This is a genomic window from Pseudomonas sp. NPDC089401 (genome assembly GCF_044749485.1).
Classification (GTDB): Bacteria; Pseudomonadota; Gammaproteobacteria; order Pseudomonadales; family Pseudomonadaceae; genus Aquipseudomonas.
Genome location: NZ_JBIVIA010000006.1, coordinates 279819 through 302070 on the forward strand (window position 1 = coordinate 279819; position 22252 = coordinate 302070).

Genomic DNA, 22252 nt, shown 5'->3' on the forward strand with positions numbered 1-22252 from the left:
CAAGCCCGAGTGATCATGTCCAAGCGAAGTACCATTACCCTGGGGGGCGCCGTTCTGAGCGGCGCCCTGCTCGTCAGCGGCTGCGCCAACCAGATGTCCCAGCGCAGCGACCATGAGGAGCGCGTCGAGCGCAAACTGCTCGAGCACACCCTGCAGATCGATGTCGGCGAGCCCAAGGTGATGGAGCTTCCGCAACGGCGCGTGCGCATTCACGAGCAGAAGCGTTTCGAGGTCACCGAGTACGAAGTCACGCGGCGCTATGACCGCTACACGCCTTACCAACCCTGGCGCGAGATCTACGAGATTCCGCTGGGTGCAGTGGCGGTGGTGGCGGGCATCGGCGCCAACGTGGTCAACGTGTTCGCCCTGGGCAACCTGCCGGACAGCGTGACCCACGATTGGCTCAGCTATGGCCTGGACGGGCTCAACCCGTTCATGAACACGCCGTCCAATGGTCGCGCCCAGCAGAACCTGGCGGGCATCAGCGAAGTGCAGAAGGACAAGCGCGAGGAGTTCGCCAGCCTGCCCTGGAACGAGCGCCTGGTCGAAGTGAAGGCCGGCAAGCTGACCCACGAACTGACCACCGACAAGAATGGCGTGCTGCGCCTGAACCTGCTGGACAGCCCGTTCTCGGAGCAGCACCTGAACAATGTCGGCACCCTGCACCTGCAAGTGGTCGACGAGGACAACGCCGTGCGTGGCGATGCCAGCCTGCTGGTCAGCGCCACGCTGCGCAACAAGCTGCGTGAAGCTCACGAGCTGATCTTCGATGACCTTGAGGATGACGATGTCGGCCAGTGGGTCCACCGGGTCAAGCGCCTGTCGGAGCTTGGCCTGGAAGAAGAAGCCAGCGAGATGGAGCAGAGCCTGATCGAGCTGACCCGCAACGATCCGGAGCTGCAGCAGGAGTTTCTGCAGGCGCTGACCAAGGCCACCGGCCGCTTGGTAGCTGATCCGGGCCTGTAGGAGCGAGCTTGCTCGCGAAGGGCCGCAACGCGGCCCCTGCTACTCAGCGGTAAACAACTCCAACTGCTCATGCGCCCCGCGCAGGTCGCGCAGCCTCACCCCCACCCCCAGCAGGCGCACAGGCTTGCCGCCCCGGGCAAACGCCTGGCGCAGCAACTGCTTGTAGCTCTCCAGGTCCCTGCCCGCCCCCGCCTGTTCCAGGGTGGTCTGGCTGAAGTCATGGAACTTGACCTTGACGAAGGGTTTGTCGGGCCGGTAGCTGCTGTCCATCCGCTCGATCCGCTGGTTCAGGCTGGTCAACAGTTCGGGCAGGCGCTCCAGGCAACTGGCCAGGTCCGGCAGGTCGGTATCGTAGGTGTTCTCGACGCTGACCGACTGCCGCCGGCTGTCGTTGTGCACCGCACGCTCATCGATACCACGCGCCAGCCCCCACAAACGCTCGCCAAAACTGCCGAATTCGCGCGCCAGTGCCAGCCGCGACCATTCACGCAGGTCCTGACAGGTATCGATCCCTAGGCGATTGAGCTTGTCCGCCGTGACTTTGCCGACGCCATGCAGCTTGGTCACTGGCAGGGCGGCGACGAACGCTTCGACCTGGTCCGGCGTGATCACGAACAGGCCGTTGGGCTTGCGCCAGTCACTGGCGATCTTGGCCAGGAACTTGTTCGGCGCCACCCCCGCCGATACGGTGATATGCAAGGTACGGGCGACGCGCCGGCGGATGTCTTCGGCGATGCGCGTGGCACTGCCGGCATACCATTGGCTGTCGGAGACATCCAGGTAGGCTTCATCCAGTGACAAGGGCTCGATCAGTTCGGTGTAGTCGCGAAAGATCGCATGGATCTCCCGGGAAGCCTCTTTATAGGCCTCGAAGCGCGGCTTGACGATTTCCAGGTCCGGGCAGAGCTTGAGGGCGTGGTGCGACGACATCGCCGAACGCACCCCATAGGCCCGCGCCTCGTAATTGCAGGTGGCAATCACGCCACGGCGGTCCGGGGAGCCGCCCACGGCCATGGGCCTGCCGGCCAGCCGCGGATCATCGCGCATCTCGATCGCGGCATAAAAGCAATCGCAGTCGATGTGGATGATCTTGCGCACGGACATGGATGACGGCCACCACTGTAAATTCATACAGATAGTAGCGCATGCCACGGTTACAGAAACAGCCTTGGTCGATAATCCGCCTGAAAGGCGCGCCGCACCTGAGTCGCAGGCCTTGGGCGGATGCGTAAGGGTTTGAACGAAAACGGTTTTTTTAAGATAAGAGTTGACACGCTGCGGAAAATCCGTAGAATTCGATCTCACAGGCGCGGGATGGAGCAGCCTGGTAGCTCGTCGGGCTCATAACCCGAAGGTCGTCGGTTCAAATCCGGCTCCCGCAACCAGATTCGAGAAAAGGCCACTGTTAACGCAGTGGCCTTTTTCTTTGCCCGGGATTTATCCGAGCCAAGAAAAATCAGATAAATCAATGACTAGCGCTTGACACCCGGCTCGTTCACTGTAGAATTCGATCCCACAGGCGCGGGATGGAGCAGCCTGGTAGCTCGTCGGGCTCATAACCCGAAGGTCGTCGGTTCAAATCCGGCTCCCGCAACCAGATTCATGAAAAAGGCCACTGTTAACGCAGTGGCCTTTTTTATTGCCCTGCAGAACAGGCTCCAGCAAAAAATTGCCTGGCACAGAAAATTGCGCTTGACGGCAACAAGCAAAGCTGTAGAATGCGCCCCTCTGACGCGGGATGGAGCAGCCTGGTAGCTCGTCGGGCTCATAACCCGAAGGTCGTCGGTTCAAATCCGGCTCCCGCAACCATATTCGTCAGAACAAGCCCCGCCTGTGTAACAGCAGCGCGGGGCTTGTTGCATTCCGTCGCCTGAAAATCCCCTACACTCTCGTGAACCCTCCGTCTTGAGGGCTCGACTTGAGCATGAACTATCTTTAACACTGCCGGACGACTGAAAGTAACGTTGCCCGGAGTAATATCTGGATACGTTTTCCTAAGGGACTTTCACTTGGCCGCAGCTCTCCCCCGCCTCGCGCATGACGCTCGAGGCACCTCATGACTTCCCATAACCCAGAACCCCAGGTGCCGCTCGCCTCGGCGTTGCCGACGGCTGCCCAGCGCCTGCCCTGGCTGGAGCGGTTGAGCCGCTATCGCCAGCCGATCAGCCTTGGGGTGACACTGCTGCTGTTTGCCCTGGCCCTGATTGCCTGTCGCCACCTGCTGAGCGAACTGGACATCTATGCCTTGCACGACGCGATGCTCGAGGTTCCGGCACAATCGTTGATCGGCGCCCTGCTGGCGACTGTGATCGGCTTCGTGATCCTGCTGGGCTACGAGTGGTCGGCCAGCCGTTACGCCGCCGTCAAGCTGCCCGCCAAGACCTTGGTGATGGGCGGCTTCAGCGCCTTCGCCATCGGCAATGCCATCGGCCTGTCGATGCTGTCCGGCGGTTCGGTGCGCTACCGCCTGTATGCCCGCCAAGGGCTCGGCGCCGCCGAGGTGGCACGGATGACCGTGTTCGCCAGCCTCTCCCTGGGTTGCGCGCTGCCCCCACTGGCGGCACTGGCGACGTTGAGCAACCTGCCAGCCGCAGCCACCGCCCTGCGCCTGCCGGCCGGCGTGCTGGCGGCGATTGCCATCGCCGTGCTGGCCATCACCGCGGTGCTGGTGATCGGGCTGTACCGTCGTCGCCTGCCGGAACAACCCATGGCCGACAACCTGCTGGTGCAACTCGGCCGCCGCAGCCTGCGCCTGCCGGGCGGCCGCCTGGCAGCCCTGCAACTGCTGATCACCGCACTGGACGTGGCCGCGGCCGCCACCGTGCTCTACCTGCTGCTGCCCGAAGCCCCGCCCTTTGGCGCTTTCGTGCTGGTCTACCTGCTGGCCCTGGCGGCTGGCGTGCTCAGCCATGTGCCGGGTGGGGTCGGGGTATTCGAAGCCATCCTGCTGGCCGCCTTCGCCGACCAGCTCGGCGCGGCCCCCCTGGCCGCCGCTCTGCTGCTGTACCGCCTGATCTACGTGGTCCTGCCATTGCTGCTGGCCTGCGTGCTGCTGCTGGCCAACGAAGCCCGCCGCCTGCTGTTCGCCCAGCAAGCGATCAAGGCGGCCTCGGGCCTGGGTGCGCCGATCCTGGCGATCCTGGTGTTCCTGTCCGGCGTGGTGCTGCTGTTTTCCGGCGCCACCCCGGAAATCGACACGCGCCTGGAGCACATGGGCTTTTTGGTGCCGCACCGGCTGATCGACGCCTCGCACTTCGGCGCCAGCCTGATCGGCGTGCTCTGCCTGCTGCTGGCCCAAGGCCTGCGCCGGCGCCTGTCGGCGGCCTGGCTGCTGACCACCGTGCTGCTGCTGGTCGGTGCGCTGCTGTCGCTGCTCAAGGGCTTCGACTGGGAAGAAGCCAGCCTGCTGACCATGACCGCCGCCCTGCTGGCGATTTTCCGCCGCTCGTTCTATCGCCCGAGCCGGCTGCTGGAGCTGCCGTTCTCGCCGGTGTACCTGGTGGCCAGCGCCTGCGTGGTCGGCGCGTCGGTATGGCTGCTGCTGTTCGCCTACCAGGACGTGCCCTACACCCACAAGCTGTGGTGGCAATTCACCCTCGACGCCGACGCCCCCCGGGGCCTGCGCGCCGCCCTGGGCAGCGCGGTGCTGCTGGTGATCGTCGCCCTGACCTGGCTGCTGCGCACTGCCCGCCCGGTCATCCACCTGCCCGACGACAGCGAGCTGCAACGGGCCAACCGCATCCTGCTGGCTTCCGACCAGCCCGACGGCGGCCTGGCCTTGACCGGCGACAAGGCCTTGCTGTTCCACCCCAGCGACAATGCCTTCCTCATGTATGCCCGCCGTGGCCGCAGCCTGGTGGCGCTGTACGACCCGATCGGCCCGGCCCAGGAACGTGCCGAGATGATCTGGCAGTTCCGCGACCTGTGCGACCTGCACCACGCCCGCCCGGTGTTCTACCAGGTGCGCGCGGAGAACCTGCCGTTCTACATGGACATCGGCTTGACCGCCCTGAAGCTGGGCGAGGAGGCACGGGTCGACCTGCGCCGCTTCGACCTCGAAGCCAAGGGCAAGGAAATGAAAGACCTGCGCTACACCTGGAACCGCGGCGGCCGGGATGGCCTGAGCCTGGAGATCCACGAACCGGGGCAGGCACCGCTGAGCGAGCTCAAGGAAATCTCCGACGCCTGGCTCACGGGCAAGAACGTGCGCGAGAAAGGCTTCTCGCTGGGGCGGTTCAGCCCTGAATACCTGCAGCACTTCCGCATCGCCCTGATTCGTTTCCAGGGTCGGCCGGTGGCCTTTGCCAACCTGCTGGAAACCCACAGCAACGAACTGGCCAGCCTCGACCTGATGCGCGCTCACCCCGAGGCGCCGAAGCTGACCATGGAATTCATGATGATCGGCCTGATCCTGCATTACAAAAGCCATGACTACGGGCGTTTCAGCCTGGGCATGGTACCGCTCTCCGGCCTGCAGCCACGGCGCGGCGCCCCTTTGACCCAGCGACTGGGTTCGATGGTGTTCCGCCGTGGCGAACAGCTCTACAACTTCCAGGGTCTGCGGCGCTTCAAGGACAAGTTCCAGCCGGACTGGGAACCTCGTTACATGGCCGTGCCGGCCGGGCTCGACCCGCTGGTTGCATTGGCCGATACTGCCGCCCTGATTGCCGGCGGCCTGACTGGATTGGTGAAACGCTGATGATCCGACGCTACTGGCTGTACGTACTGATTCCCCTGCTGCTGGCCGCCCTGGCCGGCGCCAGCGCCTTCTGGCTATGGGCCCGCCCGGCCCCCGAAGCACGCCTGGAGCAGTTGACCCTCGATGACACCAACCTCACCCGCGTCACCCCAGGCGTGCACGCCAAGGCCCGGGTGGTCATCGGCGTGCCCCAGGAGCAGGCGCTGACCGACAAGCAGCTACTGGACCTGAGCCAGGCCGGAGAAGCGCAGCTGGTGCAGGTGATCCTGCCGCCAAACGACTGCGCCAAGCAGCAGCAGGCCATGACCCAGGCCGAGAGCCAATTGGCCGACAAGCCGACCCTGGTCGCCGGTATCGGCCCAGGCGCGGCCCAGGCCTGGCGCTGGCTGGCCGGCCAGAGCGACGACAAGGCGCGGGCGATCTCGGTGGACTTCACCCTGGAGCAACCTGGCTGCAAGGCCGAGCTGCCGAAAACGGCCGCCCACGGTCACTGGAACGTGGCCTGGAACGACAACCCGGACGACGCCAGCGCCGCCTTCGTGCGCGACCAGGCCAACGCCGAAACCAGCATCAGCGACTACGACATCCACCTGCCCCAGGTACTCAAGGCGCAGCTGACCCAGGCCCTGGTCGGTCGTGACGGCAACGCCCTGGCCATTCCGGTAGTGGAAGTCCCGGCCGGGCAGACCACCGACACCGTCACCCTGTTCCTCTCCGGTGACGGCGGCTGGCGCGACCTCGATCGTGACGTGGCCGGTGAAATGGCCAAGCTTGGCTACCCAGTGGTGGGTATCGACACCCTGCGTTACTACTGGCAGCACAAGACCCCGGAGCAAAGCGCCGCCGACCTGTCGGAGCTGATGCAGCACTACCGTCAGAAGTGGGGCACCAAGCGCTTCGTGCTGACCGGCTACTCGTTCGGTGCCGACGTGCTGCCGGCCATCTACAACCGCCTGCCGGCCGAAGACCAGCAGCGTATCGATGCCGTCGTGCTGCTGGCCTTCGCCCGCAGCGGCAGCTTCGAGATCGAGGTCGAGGGCTGGCTGGGCAAGGAAGGCCAGGAAGCACCGACCGGGCCGGAAATGGCCAGGCTGCCGGCATCCAAGGTGGTATGCGTGTACGGTGTGGAAGAAACCGACGAGAGCGGTTGCACCGACAAGACCGCAGTGGGCGAGCGCATGAAGCTGCCAGGCGGCCACCACTTCGACGAGAACTACCCGGCGCTGGCCAAGCGCCTGATCGACGAGATCGAGACCCGCCAGGGCAAGTCCAGCGTCGCTTCGCAGAACTGAAACCGCTTGATGGCCATTCGCGGGTAAACCCGCTCCCACAGGTGACGCATTTCCCCTGTGAGAGCGGGTTTACCCGCGAACAGGTTGCAATTCAGATCTCGACCTGGGTTCCCAGCTCGATCACCCGGTTCAACGGCAGGTTGAAGAAGCGCAAGTTGCCGTTGGCATTCTTCAGCAGGAACGCGAACAGGTTCCCGCGCCAGCGCGACATTCCCTCCAGACGCGACGCGATCACCGTTTCCCGGCTGAGGAAATAGGTAGTGCGCATCGGGCTGAAGTCCAGTTCGTCCAGGTGACATAGCTTCAACGCCGCCGGCACGTCCGGCTCGTCCATGAAGCCAAAGTGCAGCAGCACCCGGAAGAACCCATCGCCATAGGCCTCCACCTCGAAGCGCTCCTGCTCCGGCACCCGCGGGCGGTCCTCGCTGACCACCGTCAGCAGCACCACCTGGCTGTGCAGCACCTGGTTGTGCAACATGTTGTGCAACAGCGCATGGGGCACGGCATCGGCGCGCGCGGTGAGGAACACCGCCGTGCCTTCGACCCGGTGCGGTGGCTGCACGCGGATGCTGCTGATGAACACCTGCAGCGGCAAGCCGCCTTCATCGATGCGCTCGACCAGGATCTGCTTGCCGCGCTTCCAGGTGCTCATCAGCAGGTACAGCACGATGCCCGCCAGCACCGGGAAAGCGCCGCCCTGGATGATCTTGGGCACGTTGGCAGCGAAGTACAGGCCATCGACCAGCAGGAAACAGACCACCAGCGGCACGGCCAGCAGCGGCGGCCACTTCCACAGCAGCAGCATCACCGACGCCACCAGGATGCTGGTCATCAGCATGGTTCCGGTCACCGCCACACCGTAGGCCGCCGCCAGCGCACCGGACGACTCGAAGCCGATCACCAGCAGCACCACGCCGACCATCAGCGTCCAGTTCACCGCGCCGATGTAGATCTGCCCCTGCTCGTCACTGGAGGTATGCTGGATCTGCATGCGCGGGATATAGCCCAGCTGGATGGCCTGGCGGGTCAGCGAGAAGGCCCCCGAAATCACCGCCTGGGAGGCAATCACCGTGGCCATCGTCGCCAGCCCGACCATCGGCAGCAGCGCCCAGCCTGGCGCCAGCAGGTAGAACGGGTTGCGCGCCGCCTCAGGGTTCTGCAGCAGCAGCGCGCCCTGGCCGAAGTAGTTGAGTACCAGCGCCGGCAGCACCAGGGCGAACCAGGCACGGGCGATCGGCTTGCGGCCGAAGTGCCCCATGTCGGCGTACAGCGCCTCGGCGCCGGTCAGCGCCAGCACCACCGCACCGAGAATGGCGACCCCCATGCCAGGGTGAACGATGAAGAAGTTGACCGCCCAGGCCGGATTGAAGGCCTTGAGCACTTCCGGGCTCTGGCCGATGCCATGCACGCCCAGGGCGGCCAGCGCCAGGAACCAGGTGACCATGATCGGCCCGAACAGCTTGCCGATCTTCTCGGTGCCGTGTTTTTGCACCACGAACAGCGCCACCAGCACCACCAGCGAGATCGGCACCACCCAGTGGTCGATGCCCTCGAACGCCAGGCCCATGCCTTCGACCGCCGACAGCACCGACACCGCCGGGGTGATCATGCTGTCACCGTAGAACAGCGAGGCGCCGATCAGCCCGCAGATGAGCATCAATGTGCGCAGCCGCGGGTATGCCGCCGTCGCGCGCAGGGCCAGTGCAGTGAGCGCCATGGTGCCGCCCTCGCCCTGGTTGTCGGCGCGCAGGATGAACATGATGTACTTGAACGACACCACCCACAGCAGCGACCAGAGGATCAGCGACAGGATCCCGAGCACGCCATCATGGTTGACCGGCACCCCGTAACCGCCGCTGAAGACTTCCTTGAGGGTGTACAGCGGGCTGGTGCCGATATCGCCATAGACTACCCCGACCGCGGCCACGAGCAGGCCCAGCGACCTTGCCGCGCCTTGCTTGCCCGCGTGCCCGCCCTCGGCATGACTGCTTGCCTGAACCATCGACCACTCCCGCAGACGGCCTTGCCAGCCGGTAGAATTCACTTCGACGCCAAGGCCTTGCAGCGACCCCGGCGCAACGGCGCGAAGCATAGCGCAGCGTTCGTCGCTTTTCTGCTGGTCAAGCGACCTTCCGCTCGCTAGAATTGCGCACTTTTTGATCAGAGGCGCCGCAAGCGCCCGTCAAGCTCGCCCCCGCTATGGCTGGGCGAACTGTATTCAATACCGAGGTTAGTCATGTCCACCACTCCCGCCACCCCCAAGGTTGGTTTCGTCAGCCTGGGTTGCCCGAAAGCCCTGGTCGATTCCGAGCGCATCCTGACCCAGCTGCGCATGGAAGGCTATGAAGTCGTGCCCACCTACGAGGACGCCGACGTGGTGGTGGTCAACACCTGCGGCTTCATCGACAGCGCCAAGGCCGAGTCGCTGGAAGTGATCGGCGAAGCGATCAAGGAAAACGGCAAGGTCATCGTCACCGGCTGCATGGGCGTCGAGGAAGGCAACATCCGCGACGTGCACCCGAGCGTGCTGTCGGTTTCCGGCCCGCAGCAGTACGAGCAGGTGGTCAACGCCGTGCACGAGGTGGTGCCGCCACGCCAGGACCACAACCCGCTGATCGACCTGGTGCCGCCACAGGGCGTCAAGCTGACCCCGCGCCACTACGCCTACCTGAAGATTTCCGAAGGCTGCAACCACAGCTGCAGCTTCTGCATCATCCCGTCGATGCGCGGCAAGCTGGTCAGCCGTCCGGTCGGTGAAGTGCTGAGCGAGGCCGAGCGCCTGGTCAAGGCCGGCGTCAAGGAGATCCTGGTGATTTCCCAGGACACCAGCGCCTACGGCGTCGACGTCAAGTACAAGACCGACTTCTGGAACGGCCGCCCGGTCAAGACTCGCATGCTCGAGCTGTGCGAGGCCCTGAGCAGCCTGGGCGCCTGGGTGCGCCTGCACTACGTGTACCCGTACCCGAACGTCGACGACGTGATCCCGCTGATGGCTGCCGGCAAGATCCTGCCGTACCTGGACATCCCGTTCCAGCACGCCAGCCCCAAGGTGCTCAAGTCGATGAAGCGCCCGGCCTTCGAAGACCGCACCCTGGCGCGCATCAAGAACTGGCGCGAACAGTGCCCCGAGCTGGTGATCCGTTCGACCTTCATCGTCGGCTTCCCGGGCGAGACCGAGGAAGATTTCCAGTACCTGCTCGACTGGCTGACCGAAGCCCAGCTCGACCGCGTCGGCTGCTTCCAGTACTCGCCGGTCGAAGGCGCCCCGGCCAACGACCTGGGCCTGGACGAAGTGCCGGACGACATCAAGCAGGACCGTTGGGACCGCTTCATGGCCCATCAGCAGGCGATCAGCGCCGCCCGCCTGCAACTGCGCATCGGCAAGGAAATCGACGTGCTGATCGATGAAGTGGAAGAACAGGGCTCGGTAGGCCGCAGCTTCTTCGACGCGCCGGAAATCGACGGCAGCGTGTTCATCGATGGCAACCACGGCTTCAAGCCGGGCGACAAGGTCCGTTGCCGCGTGGTGGATGCCGACGAATACGACCTGTGGGCCGAGCCCATCTAAGCACGGCTGAAAACTGAAAAGCCCCTGCCCGGCTGCTCCTCGACGAGGAACGACCGGGACAGGGGCTTTTTTGTCAGAACGTGTGAAAGAGCATCAGGCCACCCTCGGCATCCGGGCTGGCATCCGAAAACCCCTTGACCGCATACAGCTGGACCTTCCACGCCTGGCTGAGCTTGTGGGTGAGGAACAGGGTCAGTTCCTGGATCTGCGAGCCGGTCGAGACGACTTTGTCCCGCCAGTCATAGGACGCGCCCGCCGACGTGCGAGTCGCCACCGGAACCGCAAAGCCGAGGCTGGCGAACAGCGGGTCCTTGAAATCGCTGCCGGACGGGTCACCGTACTTCTTCCAGCCCAGGGTCGCGAAACCGGTCAAGGGGCCGAAGGCCCTGGCGATATCCAGCTGGGCGGTATAGTCGTACTCGCCCGTGCCCAGGCACTGATGCTTGTCGGCGGTGGGAAACTTGACCTTGCCGACCAGGTCCAGCATCCACCCGCCCGCACTGCCGTCGAGCAACGCGTAATCCGCACTGGCAACCGTGTCGCCCAACCCGCTCTCCACGTCCCGGCAGCCACCCGGCAGCGGGTCGCCGTCCGGGCCCACTTCAGGATTGGTGATGCGCAACCAGGGCACCGTCACCTTGTAGGTCATGGGGCCGCTTTCGTACTTGCCCACCAGCGGCACGTACCAGATTTCCGACGTGGTGCCGGTGCCATAATCGCCACTGGAGTAGTCCATGCCGATGGCGGCGGAGAACGTGTCCGCCGGGCTCGACACACTGGTGCATGACAGCAGGCAGGCCAACAGCGGGAGCACAGGTCTCATCGGCACCTCGGTACACCGGGGGAAATGTGGTCGGGCTTTCCCCAGCCTAGTTGCCTAATGCCCGGATCGCTCAGGCCGTTCCACTTTTTCGGCGGCCTCCACCTTCTCGGGCCTTTCTACTTTTTCGAGCTTTTCCACTTTCTCGACCTTTTCGGGCCGTTCGATTTTTTCGATCTTCTCGACCTTTTCAGGCCGCTCGACTTTTTCTACTTTCTCGACGCGTTCGACTTTCTCAACCTTCTCTACTTTCTCAGGCCGTTCGACTTTCTCAACCTTTTCGACCCGCTCGATCTTCTCTACCTTCTCGACCTTCTCAACCTTCTCAACCTTCTCGACCTTCTCGACCTTCTCAACCTTCTCGACCTTCTCGACCTTTTCTACGCGATCGGAACGCCCGCTGTTGCTGCTCCCGGAATGCTCCACAGTGTCGACAGCCTGCGACTTGCCAGACTTGTCCACGCTTTCGACGCTGTCATGGCCATGGTCGTCGGACACAGCGCTGCGCCTGTCAGCACCCCGGTCGCTGTTGTCGCTGTCCACCGAGCCACTGCTGCCGTGCTCGCGGGTACGTCCCGACTGCCCCCGGTCCGGGCTGCCTGCACGAGCATCGTGGAACTCGACCCGGGTGGCACGCAGCGCGTGGGTATCGCTCAATACCCCGCTGACCCGCACCCGCTGGCCGAGCGCAATGGCCGCAGGTTGCTGGCCGACGATCACGGTATCCTGCCCCAGCGTCACATCGATGCCGCCGACCACCAACTGCCGTGCCTGGGTGCGCTGCACCAGCCCCTCGATCACCGCATGCTGCACACGGCCGGCAAAAGGCAGGCTCGGGTCGGCACGGGTTTGCGCGACTTCCAGCTGGTTGCCAGTCCATTGGCCACGCACCAGTGCTTCCCGCGCTGGCGCCAGGCGCGTTCCGAGCTGCAAGCCCTGGAGGTTGCCAAAACGATCGATCGCACCGATGGCGCTGGCTTCCCTGAGCTCCGGCGCCCGCTCGATGCGGCTGGCCACCACTTCACCCTGGGCATCGCGCAGGCCGCTGACCCTGACCGGCTCGCCCGGACGCAGGCCTTCGGCAACCCGCGCCCCTGGCGCAAGCCGCACCGGCTGGCCCATGACACGCAACGGCGCCGAGGCATGCGGGAGCGCCGTCAGCGGCCCCTCGTAGACATTCAGAATAGCGATGCGCCCGGCCTCCAGGCCGCGCCGGGTGGCGAACGCTTCAACTGCCACGACCTGCCCGATGGCCAGATGCGCCCCATTGGCCGGAGCACCGTTCTCGCTGACCGGTACGTCTTTGCCATAGTGCACTTCCAGACCGTTGACGCAGATCGACGCGAACCCGGTGATGGTGCCGACGATCCCCGTGCCACCGGTACCGCCCGGGCGCAAGATCGGCGCCCCGGTACCGCCCATGCCGCCATGGCCATGATCGAGGGAGGTGCCATCCACTCCATCGGCGACCGCTCCGGTACCCCCGGTGCCACCGGGACGTTGCTGCGCCGCGCCCGTGCCTCCCACGCCACCGTTGTCGTCGCGCGCGCCGGTGCCACCGACCCCGCCTGGAGACTGCAGGCCCGCTGCACCGGCCATGCCTACTTCGTCACGGCTGACGCAGACCGGCGCCGCAGCCGCCTGCATGGGCAGCGCAAGGCTCAGCCCGAAGCCCAGGATCAGTGTGACAACACCGAGGCAACGGGCGAGGGAAGTCATGGGCCAGAGGTCTTCGATGGATCGGCGCCGGTGGGCTCCGAGTAGAAGTACAACCCCACCGTGATGCGCTGGCGTTGCGTTTCAGCAGGTACATCCTGCCCCTCGAGCTCTGCAGCCAAGCGGTTGAAGGCGAGCAGCGCGTGCATGCCATCCCTGGCGACCACTTCACGCAAGGTGCCGACGCTGGCCGGGGTCAGGGCGTCGTAGTGCACGCTGCGTTCGAAAAACGGTTGTCCGCCACCACTGAGGTTGTGTACCGCGGCGCAGGCGTGATCATGCAGGTTGTGGCCGAAGTATGCCGCTTTCTCATCGAACCCCTTCTGCGGCACGAATGCCTGGGCTTCGAGGTGGACGCAGTCCTGCTCATCGAGCCGGACAATCCCCAGGCGCAGCCACTCGTCCAGCACCACTCGGCCACGGATGTCGGTGCTGATCTTCGCCACAAGGCCATCGAACGAACAATCGCCACCCACGCTGGCCAGCCGCGGCAGCGCCAGCGGCTGGCCATCCGGGGAGCAGAACGGCTGGCAGCCTGTCCAGGCACTGACCAGTTGGGCACCCAGGGTGATGTTTTCGGGCAGGGCCGCAACCGACCTGTCACCGCCCCCACGCAGACGCCGGACGTCCTTGCGATGGACGCCAGTGAGCAGGCTGATACGGCTGTCGGTAGGTGGCTTGTCGTCGAGACGGAACTCGCGATCGGCGACGTCGACGAACACATCCTTGAGCAGGTCGGCGAACACGCTGTAGGTGACCCCCTTGCGCAGCATCAGGCGCACCAGGGGGCGTACAACACGGCGCAGTGCGCTGAGCATCGATGGCGGTAAGGTGGGCGATTGCATTGGGCACATTCCTTGGCAGATGAACCCAGTATATGACGCGGGAAAACGTCCCACACGAACGGTAATCGCGGGCAGCAAGCCCATACGAAACCCGTCCTTTGGGTTTGGTATGGGCTCGACGTCAGCGCCGTTCAGCTCCGGCTGCTGTCGTCGCCGACTTCGCCGCCGGCATGAACACCGTGGTCATCGCCCGGTTCGCCGCCCACATGATTGCCATGGTCGTCACCAGGTTCACCCCCCACGTGATTACCACGATCGTCGCCAGGTTCACCGCCGACATGGTTGCCATGATCGTCACCGGGCTCACCGCCAACGTGATTGCCATGATCATCACCCGCTTCGGCATGGGTACCGCTGCGCCCTGAGTTCGAGTTGCCATCGTGGCCCTGGCCCGCGTCATGGCCGCTGCCGCCGTTGCCGGCATGGCCACCGCCACTGCCACTGCCACTGCCACCGCTACCACCACCACCGTGACCGCCGCCGCTTCCACCGCCGCCATGTCCACCACCACCTCCTCCTCCGCCGCCGCCGCCATGGCCACCACCACCCCCTCCGCCACCATGGCCCCCACCGCCGCCGCCGCCATCTTTGGCGTAGGCGCTGGAACCATGGGAAATGAAATCAGGTATCAAAACGCTCGATGCCGACAACACGCCAGCAACGGCAGCCGCCAGCAAAGCCTTCTTGAACAGCATGTAAATTTGCATTTTCCGTCTCCGGGTAATCACCACGAAACGTCGGGAATCTGGTCATCAATCTTCGCTTTATTTACGTGGGATTTTTTCCCACACAAAATTAATAGACCTCTCCCATCAGCGCCGCAAGCGACGCGCAAACAAAGTCGACCGGTGGTTGCCCTGCTATGTTTTCCCTATCGCCCTGGAGGAACATCGGCATGCCTTCGCCTTTCACGCTGCATACCCCGCGCTACAGCGATTACGACGCGCTGGTGCAGATATGGGAAGAGTCGGTGCGCGCCACCCATGACTTTCTTCCGCAGGCCTACATCCTGTTGCTGCGCGAGCAGGTGCTGCGCCGCTACCTGGATGCGGTGATGCTGGTCTGCTGCAAGCACCGCCAGCGCATCTGCGGCTTTGCCGGAGTCGCCAACGGCCATGTGCACATGCTGTTCGTGGCCCCGGCCTACCGTGGTCAAGGGGTAGGCAAGCGCTTGCTGCACCATGCGACAGACGAATTGAATGCCGATCGCCTGGACGTCAACGAGCAGAACCCGCAAGCACTGGGTTTCTACCTGCACGAAGGCTTCGAAGTGGTCGGCCGGTCGGAAACGGATGGACTGGGGCAGCCGTACCCCCTGTTGCACATGAGGCTGAGTCCTGCGCTCCCCAGGGGTACGACGTAGGCCGTGTCTGAAATGGCGCATTTGCCACAGATTCCCATCATCAAGCGGCTAGGGGCAGGTACAATGTAGGTCTTTCCCTACGTTGCGAATTGCCCCATGTCCGAACCCGTCCGCCTGTCCAAACGCCTCATCGAGCAACTCGGCTGTTCTCGCCGGGAGGCCGAGCTGTATATCGAAGGGGGCTGGGTCACGGTCGACGGCGTGGTCGTCGAGCAACCGCAATTCAAGGTGGATGCACAGCGCGTCGAACTGCTGCCGGGCGCACGTGCCGACACGCTGGAACCGGTAACCCTGCTGATGCATCAACCTGCCAAGGTCGACAGCGAAAGCGCCCGTGCCAGCATCAACATGGGCAACCTCAGCGAGGCCCACCGCGAAGGCGTGCGCCCACTGCACGGGCATTTTGCCCGGCTGTCCTGCATCGCACCGCTGGAGCGCGGCGCCAGCGGCCTGCAGGTGTTCACCCAGGATTGGCGCGTGACCCGCAAGATCGACGCCGACCTGCGCCGCATGGAGCAGGAATACATCATCGAAGTCCGTGGCGAGACCACGCCCCAGGCGCTGGAACGCCTGGCGCGTGGCGCCACGCGCAATGACCGCGAACTGCCCAGGGCCAAGGCCAGCTGGCAGAACGAGACCCACTTGCGCATGGTCGTGAAGAACCCGCAGCCAGGGCAGCTCAGCGAACTGTGCGCCTACCTGCGCCTGGAAGTGCTGGGCATGCGCCGCATCCGCGTGGGTGGCGTGTCGATGGGCAAGCTGCCCGTGGGCCAGTGGCGCTACCTGGCGGCTACCGAACGTTTCTAAGCAATGCGCCACGCCTGGGGCGTGGCTACTGAACAGGATTCTTGCAGCAATGAACCACAACGATGTCATGCGCAGCCTGCGCTACATGCTCAAGCTGAACGACGCCAGGATGGCCGAGATCATCGCGCTGTCCGGCCTCGACGTTAATCCGATCGTGCTCGCCACCTACCTCAAGAAAGAAGACGAAGCCGGCTTCGTGCGCTGCCCGGAGCGGGTCATGGCGCACTTCCTCGACGGCCTGGTGATCCACCGCCGCGGCAAGGATGACAGCCGTGCACCGCAGCCGGTCGAGCTGCCGGTGACCAACAACACCATCCTCAAGAAACTGCGGGTGGCCTTCGAACTCAAGGAAGACGACCTGCACGCCATCCTCAAGGCGGTCAATTTCCCGGTGTCCAAACCCGAGCTCAGCGCGCTGTTCCGCAAGGTCGGGCACGACAACTACCGCCCTTGCGGCGACCAGTTGCTGCGCAACTTCCTCAAGGGCCTGACCCTGCGCGTGCGCGGCTGAGTGGCCATGCAGCATACGGTTGCGCCGGTCGGCATCGTCCGCTCCTGTTTCAAGGAGAAGTTCGCCATCCCGCGTCAACCGCAGCTGGCGCCCGCCGCACGCGGCGTGCTCGAGCTGCTGCCGCCGTTCGACCAGGGCGATGCCGTGGCCGGGCTGGAGCAGGTCAGCCATGTCTGGCTGCTGTTCCTGTTCCACCAGGCCCTGGAAGAAAAGCCACGCTTGAAGGTGCGCCCGCCGCGCCTGGGCGGCAACAAGAGCATGGGCGTATTCGCCACCCGCGCCACTCACCGCCCGAATGGCATCGGCCAGTCGGTGGTACGCCTGGAAGGCGTGGAGCCGGGGCGGCTGCTGTTGTCCGGGATCGACCTGCTCGACGGCACACCGGTGCTGGATATCAAGCCTTATGTACCCTATGCCGACAACGTGGCCGGGGCGAGCAACCTGATGGCCAGCGCTGCGCCTGAAGCGATTGCGGTGCAATGGAGCGACACTGCCCTGCCCCAGGCTCGCGAGCACGGGTTGCGCCTGGCCGAGCCGCTGGTGGAGCTGATCGAGCAGTGCCTGGCCCAGGACCCGCGACCGGCCTACCAGGTGCCCCCGGCGGAACGGGTGTACGGGGTGAGGTTCTGGGACGTGCAGGTCAGGTGGCATTACCCGCAGCCGGACCGTATCCGGGTGCTGGAAGTGGTGCGCGAGGGCTGAACCCACAGGTACTGCACAGCGCTCAAGAACTGTGCAGTACCTGTGGGAGCGGGCTTGCCCGCGAAAGGGCCAGTTCAGGCAACCTCCATGTTGCAGGCATAAAAAAACGCAGACCCGGGTCTGCGTTTTTTTGTGCTGCGCTTCGCCTTACTTCTCGACGAAGGCACGCTCGATCAGGTAGTCACCCGGCTCGCGCATGCGGGCGGAGACTTTCAGGCCGAAGCTGTCGAGCACTTCGCTGGTCTCGTCGAGCATGCTCGGGCTGCCGCAGATCATCGCGCGGTCGTCCTGCGGGTTGATCGGTGGCAGGCCGATGTCGCTGAACAGCTTGCCGCTGCGCATCAGGTCGGTCAGGCGGCCCTGGTTCTCGAACGGCTCGCGGGTCACGGTCGGGTAGTAGATCAGCTTGTCACGCACCGCCTCGCCGAAGAACTCGTTCTGCGGCAGGTGCTCGGTGATGAACTCGCGGTAGGCCACTTCGTTGACGTAACGCACACCGTGGACCAGGATCACTTTCTCGAAGCGCTCGTAGGTTTCCGGGTCCTGGATGACGCTCATAAATGGCGCCAGGCCAGTACCGGTGCTCAGCAGGTACAGGTGCTTGCCCGGGTTCAGGTCGTCGAGCACCAGCGTGCCGGTAGGCTTCTTGCTGATGATGATCTCGTCGCCTTCCTTCAAGTGCTGCAGCTGCGAGGTCAGCGGGCCGTCAGGGACCTTGATGCTGAAGAACTCCAGGTGCTCTTCCCAGTTTGGCGACGCGATGGAGTAGGCGCGCATGAGCGGACGGCCGCTTTCCTGTTGCAGGCCGATCATCACGAACTGACCGTTCTCGAAGCGCAGGCCCGGGTCGCGGGTGCACTTGAAGCTGAACAGGGTGTCGTTCCAGTGATGCACACTGAGGACACGTTCGTGGTTCATGTTGCTCATTGGTGGGGCTCCTGAAGAAAAACGCAGCGCGCGCAAGGCGCACAGTTGCGCGATAGTTTAGGGGCAGCGAGAATATCTGTTAACTGAATTATCAAGATATGTGTTATCGGTTATATCGATATGCGATTTACGCTTCGTCAATTACAGGTATTCGTCGCCGTGGCCCAGCACCAAAGCGTGTCGCGGGCTGCCAGCGTGCTCGCGCTTTCGCAATCGGCGGCGAGTACTTCGATCACCGAGCTCGAACGGCAATCGAGCTGCCAGCTGTTCGACCGTGCGGGCAAGCGCCTGGCGCTCAACGCCCTGGGCCATCAGTTGCTGCCCCAGGCGGTGGCCTTGCTCGACCAGGCCAAGGAGATCGAAGACCTGCTCAACGGCAAGTCCGGCTTCGGCTCGCTTGCAGTCGGCGCAACACTGACCATCGGCAACTACCTGGCCACCTTGCTGATCGGCAGCTTCATGCAGGTGCACCCGGAGAGCCAGGTGAAACTGCATGTACAGAACACTGCGCATATCGTGCACCAGGTGGCGCAGTATGAAATTGATCTGGGTCTGATCGAGGGCGATTGCAACCACCCGGATCTGGAAGTGCAGCCCTGGGTCGAGGATGAGCTGGTGGTGTTCTGCGCGCCGCAGCACCCGCTGGCCAAGGCCGGCCGGGCGGATATAGAAAGCCTGTCACAGGAAGCCTGGATCCTGCGCGAACAGGGTTCCGGCACACGCCTGACCTTCGACCAGGCCATGCGCCATCACCGCACCAGCCTGAACATCCGCCTGGAGCTGGAGCATACCGAAGCGATCAAGCGCGCGGTGGAATCGGGCCTGGGCATTGGCTGCATTTCGCGCCTGGCGCTACGCGATGCCTTCCGCCGCGGCAGCCTGGTGCCGGTGGAAACGCCAGAGCTGGACCTGATGCGCCAGTTCTACTTCATCTGGCACAAGCAGAAGTACCAGACCTCGGCCATGCGTGAGTTTCTCGAACTGTGCCGCAACTTCACTGCGGGCTTCACCCGCAGTGACGAAATCGTGTTGCCACCGATCGCTTAAAGCAGAATCACGCCCCAGACCAGCGCAACCATGGTCAGCGCCACCAGTTGCGCGGCGCTGCCCATGTCCTTGGCGTTCTTCGACAGCGGGTGGCGCTCCAGGGAAATGCGGTCGATGGCCGCCTCCACCGCCGAATTGAACAGCTCGACGATCAGGCCCAACAGGCACACGGCGATCATGATCGCCTTCTCTGCGCGGCTGACCGGCAGCCAGAAGGCGATCGGGATCAGCAGCACGTTGAGCAGCACCAGCTGGCGGAAGGCGGCTTCGCCCTTGAAGGCGGCACGCAGGCCATCGAGCGAGTAGCCGGCGGCGTTGAAGATGCGTTTGAGGCCGGTCTGGCCCTTGAATGGCGATGTCATGTGAGTCGCTTCACAACAGAAAGGCCTGCAGACTAATCTGGATCGGGTCAAAAAAGCGTGAATCGGCAAGCGCTTAGCTGCTGGCAACCGATTCAAGTTGTTGCAGCAGCAACGCCGCCTGGGTCCGGGTGCGCACGCCAAGCTTGCGGAAAATCGCGGTCACGTGGGCCTTGATGGTCGCTTCCGAGACACTCAGCTCATAGGCGATCTGCTTGTTCAGCAAACCTTCGCAGACCATGGTCAGCACGCGGAACTGCTGCGGCGTGAGGCTGGCCAGCCCTTCGCTGGCGGCCTTGGCCTCGGCCGACACATCGACCTTCTCGAACGCCTGCGGCGGCCACCAGACCTCGCCGTCGAGCACCTTGCGCACCGCATCCTGGATGACTTCGAGGCCGCTGGACTTGGGAATGAAGCCGCTGGCACCGAACTCACGGGACTTCACCACCACCGCCGCCTCTTCCTGGGCCGAGACCATCACCACCGGGATCTGCGGGTACTGCCCACGCAGCAGCACCAGCCCCGAGAAGCCATAGGCCCCCGGCATGTTCAGGTCGAGCAGGACCAGGTCCCAGTCGGCCTTTTCGCTCAGGCGGGTTTCTAGTTCGGCGATGCTCGCCACTTCAACCAGGCGCACGTCCGCGCCCAGGCCGAGGGTAACGGCCTGGCGCAACGCGCTGCGAAACAACGGGTGGTCATCGGCAATCAGGATTTCGTATGTGGCCATCGATCTATGGATCCTGTTCTGTGCCAGGCGCCTGCGGGGTAGGGATAGCGCCCGGCTGGAATCGGCGCCAAGGATGCAGAGCGCGGCCGGGGGTGGTCAAGCCAACTGCCCCGCCGCCTCGCCCACCCTGGCTGCCAGCCTCGTCATTATGAACCAAAGTGGGGCTCGTGCCCCTTGGACTATAGGAAGGTATGCAAACGCTGGTGAGTCTCGTCCTGCTCATCGATCGGCAAACGACGCTTGCCGCTGAGGTAATGCAGGCTGAACACGTCCAGGTAGGCATCCAGCGCCTGGGAGGCCTGGCTGTCACCGGCCAGGTCCAGGCACATGGCGGCCACTTCGGCGGTACAGAAATGGTCGTCACGCTTGGAGCGCCGCAGCCGATAGCGCGACATCTGCTCGGCCTGCAGGCTCAGCACCGGGAAACGGTCGAGGTACGGGCTCTTGCGGAACATCTTGCGCGCTTCGGTCCAGGTGGCATCGAGCAGGATGAACAGCGGCCGTTTGCCGGGCTCACGCACCACCTCGCTGACCACTCGCTGCTCGGCGACGAACTCACCGGGGAAGACGATGTAGGGCTGCCACTGCGGGTCGTCGAGCAGCGCCAGCAGGCCTTCATCCACCGAAGTACGCAGCCAGCCAAAGGCCGAGGTGTCCTCGATCAGGTCGGCGATCAGCCAGCCGGTGTTGGTCGGTTTCAATGGCTCGGTGTCGTGCATGATCAGGCACACGCCAGCGTCCGCCTGCACCTTGGGCTTCCAGGCACACAGGCAGTGAGTGGCGATGACCCGGCAATCCGCGCAGCGCTCGGCGCGGGAACCACGGGCGATGAAAGGTTTGATGCTGCGCGCCAGGCGTTCGGCACGCAACCGTGCTACCGCGTGGCTCATGGCTGTAAGCCAAGGCTGAAGAATGGGACAGACACAGGGACAACTCGGGAAAGACAAAGCGACAGTCTACCAGAGCAGCCCTGATTTGGCCGTGCAGCGCAGGCAGCGGCTCCTTTATAATCGCAGCCTTTGGCGGCCTGGAAACCCTGCGGTTTCATGGAACGCCGCCCGCCGGCGCAGGTCAAAGCGCCAGTCATCGAACCAGGAGAGATTCATGCTGCGTCTTATCGTCCCGGCCCTGAGCCTGTTGCTCGCCCTGCCACTGGCTGCCCAGGCGGCCTCCAAGCAGGAGTTCGAGCTGAACAAGATGCTGGAGAAGGTTGCCAAGGAGAGCAGCGTCGGCACCCCGCGCGCCATCAACGAGGACATCCTCGACCAGGGCTATACCGTCGAGAAGGGCAAGGCGCTGGTCAACCACCTGAGCGTGCGTGCCGAGCATGCCGCACGCATGCAGGAAAACCCGGAGCAGGTGCGTAGCCAACTGGGTGACAGCGTGTGCCGCAACAGCGGCTTCCGTAACCTGATGTCCAAGGGTGCGATCATGGTCTACCGCTTCACCGTGTACAAGACCAACCAGCCGGTCATGGACCAGGCCTTCGATGCTACCAGTTGCACAGCCGGCAACCAGAAGCGCAAGTGATCAGCTGACTCGCCCCTCTCCTGCGCGCTGCGGCTCGTCGTCAGCGCGCATCTCCGCCAGCAGCGCCTGCACGTAGCGCGACTGGCACTCCAACATAGCCAGGCGCCGCCTGCATTCCGCCTCCAGGGTCACATGGTGAGCCTGCGCGGCATTTTCCAGCTGCTGGTAGAGCTGCCGGTCCACCTCGATGACCAAGCGATGCATGGCGCCACCTCGCGCATCGACACGTTTCGCTTCACCAGTTAACCAAACCCTTGCCGGCATGGGCCACGTGCCGACGAGCGGCCATTGCGATGCCATCGGCACGATCGCGCGCCAGGGTCTAGATTGATAGCGAGAGCTGTAAAACAACGAGATGGACTGACACACCTGC

At 64.2% G+C, this 22252-nt stretch carries 22 protein-coding genes and 3 tRNA genes; 13 read left to right on the plus strand and 12 right to left on the minus strand.

What is annotated here, in order from left to right:
• Positions 1-15 precede the first annotated feature (15 nt).
• Entirely contained in the window at positions 16-966 is a 951-nt protein-coding gene (locus tag ACIP21_RS16270) for a hypothetical protein (protein WP_400689325.1), read from the plus strand.
• Between the two features lie 39 nt (positions 967-1005).
• Here the strand turns inward: ACIP21_RS16270 and dinB are convergent, their stop codons facing one another.
• Positions 1006-2064 (minus strand): DNA polymerase IV, encoded by a 1059-nt coding sequence (gene dinB, locus ACIP21_RS16275; RefSeq protein ID WP_400689499.1) that lies wholly within the window; start codon positions 2062-2064, stop codon positions 1006-1008.
• 210 nt (positions 2065-2274) lie between these two features.
• Between dinB and ACIP21_RS16280 the strand changes: the two genes are divergently transcribed.
• The 5 genes from ACIP21_RS16280 (at position 2275) to ACIP21_RS16300 (ending at position 6957) form a co-directional block, all read left to right on the plus strand.
• Positions 2275-2351: transfer RNA gene (locus tag ACIP21_RS16280), tRNA-Met, on the plus strand.
• Positions 2352-2486: 135 nt separating this feature from the next.
• Positions 2487-2563 (plus strand) — tRNA-Met (locus ACIP21_RS16285).
• A gap of 135 nt (positions 2564-2698) precedes the next feature.
• Positions 2699-2775: transfer RNA gene (locus tag ACIP21_RS16290), tRNA-Met, on the plus strand.
• Positions 2776-3022: 247 nt separating this feature from the next.
• A complete protein-coding gene (gene mprF, locus ACIP21_RS16295) occupies positions 3023-5665 on the plus strand; it encodes a bifunctional lysylphosphatidylglycerol flippase/synthetase MprF (protein WP_400689328.1) in 2643 nt (880 codons plus the stop codon).
• Entirely contained in the window at positions 5665-6957 is a 1293-nt protein-coding gene (locus tag ACIP21_RS16300; protein ID WP_400689331.1) for a virulence factor family protein, read from the plus strand. Before mprF ends, ACIP21_RS16300 begins: the two co-directional genes overlap by 1 nt.
• Before the next feature lie 91 nt (positions 6958-7048).
• Here the strand turns inward: ACIP21_RS16300 and ACIP21_RS16305 are convergent, their stop codons facing one another.
• Entirely contained in the window at positions 7049-8959 is a 1911-nt protein-coding gene (locus ACIP21_RS16305) for a potassium transporter Kup (RefSeq protein ID WP_400689334.1), read from the minus strand.
• Positions 8960-9193: 234 nt separating this feature from the next.
• Between ACIP21_RS16305 and rimO the strand changes: the two genes are divergently transcribed.
• A complete protein-coding gene (rimO, locus tag ACIP21_RS16310) occupies positions 9194-10525 on the plus strand; it encodes a 30S ribosomal protein S12 methylthiotransferase RimO (RefSeq protein ID WP_400689337.1) in 1332 nt (443 codons plus the stop codon).
• Positions 10526-10598: 73 nt separating this feature from the next.
• On the opposite strand, the gene ACIP21_RS16315 is transcribed toward rimO, so the two are convergent.
• The 5 genes from ACIP21_RS16315 to ACIP21_RS16335 all read right to left on the minus strand — a co-directional run bounded on the left by ACIP21_RS16315 (position 10599) and on the right by ACIP21_RS16335 (position 14659).
• Complete coding sequence (locus ACIP21_RS16315) at positions 10599-11348, minus strand: hypothetical protein (protein ID WP_400689340.1); 750 nt, start codon at positions 11346-11348, stop codon at positions 10599-10601.
• Positions 11349-11402: 54 nt separating this feature from the next.
• Positions 11403-13064 carry a DUF5666 domain-containing protein gene (locus ACIP21_RS16320; protein ID WP_400689343.1) on the minus strand — a complete coding sequence of 554 codons (1662 nt, stop codon included), beginning with the start codon at positions 13062-13064 and terminating at the stop codon, positions 11403-11405.
• Positions 13061-13906: a DUF6502 family protein gene (locus ACIP21_RS16325; protein ID WP_400689346.1), complete on the minus strand. Its 846-nt coding sequence runs from the start codon at positions 13904-13906 to the stop codon at positions 13061-13063. Before ACIP21_RS16325 ends, ACIP21_RS16320 begins: the two co-directional genes overlap by 4 nt.
• Positions 13907-14037: 131 nt before the next feature.
• A complete protein-coding gene (locus ACIP21_RS16330; RefSeq protein WP_400689502.1) occupies positions 14038-14559 on the minus strand; it encodes a hypothetical protein in 522 nt (173 codons plus the stop codon).
• Positions 14528-14659 (minus strand): hypothetical protein, encoded by a 132-nt coding sequence (locus ACIP21_RS16335; protein ID WP_400689507.1) that lies wholly within the window; start codon positions 14657-14659, stop codon positions 14528-14530. Before ACIP21_RS16335 ends, ACIP21_RS16330 begins: the two co-directional genes overlap by 32 nt.
• 142 nt (positions 14660-14801) lie before the next feature.
• Here ACIP21_RS16335 and ACIP21_RS16340 point away from each other — a divergent pair, with 142 nt between their 5' ends.
• From ACIP21_RS16340 to tsaA, 4 genes are all read left to right on the plus strand, one after another.
• A complete protein-coding gene (locus ACIP21_RS16340; protein ID WP_400689348.1) occupies positions 14802-15269 on the plus strand; it encodes a GNAT family N-acetyltransferase in 468 nt (155 codons plus the stop codon).
• Positions 15270-15365: 96 nt separating this feature from the next.
• Positions 15366-16076, plus strand: coding sequence for an rRNA pseudouridine synthase (locus ACIP21_RS16345; RefSeq protein WP_400689351.1), 711 nt, complete (start codon positions 15366-15368; stop codon positions 16074-16076).
• Positions 16077-16125: 49 nt separating this feature from the next.
• Positions 16126-16587, plus strand: a complete 462-nt coding sequence (locus tag ACIP21_RS16350; protein ID WP_400689353.1) for a DUF1456 family protein — start codon at positions 16126-16128, stop codon at positions 16585-16587.
• Between the two features lie 6 nt (positions 16588-16593).
• Positions 16594-17289, plus strand: a complete 696-nt coding sequence (tsaA, locus tag ACIP21_RS16355; RefSeq protein WP_400689356.1) for a tRNA (N6-threonylcarbamoyladenosine(37)-N6)-methyltransferase TrmO — start codon at positions 16594-16596, stop codon at positions 17287-17289.
• Positions 17290-17436: 147 nt separating this feature from the next.
• Here the strand turns inward: tsaA and fpr are convergent, their stop codons facing one another.
• Complete coding sequence (gene fpr / locus ACIP21_RS16360; RefSeq protein WP_167069020.1) at positions 17437-18216, minus strand: ferredoxin-NADP reductase; 780 nt, start codon at positions 18214-18216, stop codon at positions 17437-17439.
• A gap of 120 nt (positions 18217-18336) precedes the next feature.
• Between fpr and finR the strand changes: the two genes are divergently transcribed.
• Positions 18337-19263 (plus strand): LysR family transcriptional regulator FinR, encoded by a 927-nt coding sequence (finR, locus tag ACIP21_RS16365; RefSeq protein WP_400689359.1) that lies wholly within the window; start codon positions 18337-18339, stop codon positions 19261-19263.
• Here finR and ACIP21_RS16370 read toward each other — a convergent pair.
• The 3 genes from ACIP21_RS16370 to ACIP21_RS16380 all read right to left on the minus strand — a co-directional run bounded on the left by ACIP21_RS16370 (position 19260) and on the right by ACIP21_RS16380 (position 21239).
• Entirely contained in the window at positions 19260-19625 is a 366-nt protein-coding gene (locus ACIP21_RS16370) for a diacylglycerol kinase (RefSeq protein ID WP_400689362.1), read from the minus strand. The two genes, finR and ACIP21_RS16370, sit on opposite strands and share 4 nt — an antisense overlap.
• 73 nt (positions 19626-19698) lie before the next feature.
• Positions 19699-20349: a response regulator transcription factor ErdR gene (erdR, locus tag ACIP21_RS16375; RefSeq protein WP_152956425.1), complete on the minus strand. Its 651-nt coding sequence runs from the start codon at positions 20347-20349 to the stop codon at positions 19699-19701.
• A gap of 179 nt (positions 20350-20528) precedes the next feature.
• The gene (locus tag ACIP21_RS16380; RefSeq protein WP_400689365.1) at positions 20529-21239 is read right to left on the minus strand and encodes a tRNA-uridine aminocarboxypropyltransferase; all 711 of its coding nucleotides are present in this window, start codon (positions 21237-21239) and stop codon (positions 20529-20531) included.
• A 214-nt stretch (positions 21240-21453) separates the two neighbouring features.
• On the opposite strand from ACIP21_RS16380, the gene ACIP21_RS16385 reads away from it, so the two are divergent.
• Positions 21454-21879, plus strand: coding sequence for a quorum-sensing-regulated virulence factor family protein (locus ACIP21_RS16385; RefSeq protein WP_400689368.1), 426 nt, complete (start codon positions 21454-21456; stop codon positions 21877-21879).
• On the opposite strand, the gene ACIP21_RS16390 is transcribed toward ACIP21_RS16385, so the two are convergent.
• A complete protein-coding gene (locus ACIP21_RS16390; protein ID WP_400689371.1) occupies positions 21880-22083 on the minus strand; it encodes a hypothetical protein in 204 nt (67 codons plus the stop codon).
• Positions 22084-22252 lie beyond the last annotated feature (169 nt).

Bases quoted from the DNA above. Each gene is read 5' to 3' on its own strand.
- ACIP21_RS16315 (WP_400689340.1), bottom strand. From the start codon at position 11,348: ATGAGACCTGTGCTCCCGCTGTTGGCCTGCCTGCTGTCATGCACCAGT.
- erdR (WP_152956425.1), bottom strand. From the start codon at position 20,349: ATGGCCACATACGAAATCCTGATTGCCGATGACCACCCGTTGTTTCGC.
- ACIP21_RS16390 (WP_400689371.1), bottom strand. From the start codon at position 22,083: ATGCATCGCTTGGTCATCGAGGTGGACCGGCAGCTCTACCAGCAGCTG.
- ACIP21_RS16320 (WP_400689343.1), bottom strand. From the start codon at position 13,064: ATGACTTCCCTCGCCCGTTGCCTCGGTGTTGTCACACTGATCCTGGGC.
- fpr (WP_167069020.1), bottom strand. From the start codon at position 18,216: ATGAGCAACATGAACCACGAACGTGTCCTCAGTGTGCATCACTGGAAC.
- ACIP21_RS16325 (WP_400689346.1), bottom strand. From the start codon at position 13,906: ATGCAATCGCCCACCTTACCGCCATCGATGCTCAGCGCACTGCGCCGT.
- ACIP21_RS16345 (WP_400689351.1), top strand. From the start codon at position 15,366: ATGTCCGAACCCGTCCGCCTGTCCAAACGCCTCATCGAGCAACTCGGC.
- ACIP21_RS16270 (WP_400689325.1), top strand. From the start codon at position 16: ATGTCCAAGCGAAGTACCATTACCCTGGGGGGCGCCGTTCTGAGCGGC.
- ACIP21_RS16370 (WP_400689362.1), bottom strand. From the start codon at position 19,625: ATGACATCGCCATTCAAGGGCCAGACCGGCCTCAAACGCATCTTCAAC.
- ACIP21_RS16350 (WP_400689353.1), top strand. From the start codon at position 16,126: ATGAACCACAACGATGTCATGCGCAGCCTGCGCTACATGCTCAAGCTG.
- ACIP21_RS16380 (WP_400689365.1), bottom strand. From the start codon at position 21,239: ATGAGCCACGCGGTAGCACGGTTGCGTGCCGAACGCCTGGCGCGCAGC.
- mprF (WP_400689328.1), top strand. From the start codon at position 3,023: ATGACTTCCCATAACCCAGAACCCCAGGTGCCGCTCGCCTCGGCGTTG.
- tsaA (WP_400689356.1), top strand. From the start codon at position 16,594: ATGCAGCATACGGTTGCGCCGGTCGGCATCGTCCGCTCCTGTTTCAAG.
- rimO (WP_400689337.1), top strand. From the start codon at position 9,194: ATGTCCACCACTCCCGCCACCCCCAAGGTTGGTTTCGTCAGCCTGGGT.
- finR (WP_400689359.1), top strand. From the start codon at position 18,337: ATGCGATTTACGCTTCGTCAATTACAGGTATTCGTCGCCGTGGCCCAG.
- ACIP21_RS16340 (WP_400689348.1), top strand. From the start codon at position 14,802: ATGCCTTCGCCTTTCACGCTGCATACCCCGCGCTACAGCGATTACGAC.
- ACIP21_RS16305 (WP_400689334.1), bottom strand. From the start codon at position 8,959: ATGGTTCAGGCAAGCAGTCATGCCGAGGGCGGGCACGCGGGCAAGCAA.
- ACIP21_RS16300 (WP_400689331.1), top strand. From the start codon at position 5,665: ATGATCCGACGCTACTGGCTGTACGTACTGATTCCCCTGCTGCTGGCC.
- ACIP21_RS16385 (WP_400689368.1), top strand. From the start codon at position 21,454: ATGCTGCGTCTTATCGTCCCGGCCCTGAGCCTGTTGCTCGCCCTGCCA.
- ACIP21_RS16335 (WP_400689507.1), bottom strand. From the start codon at position 14,659: ATGACCAGATTCCCGACGTTTCGTGGTGATTACCCGGAGACGGAAAAT.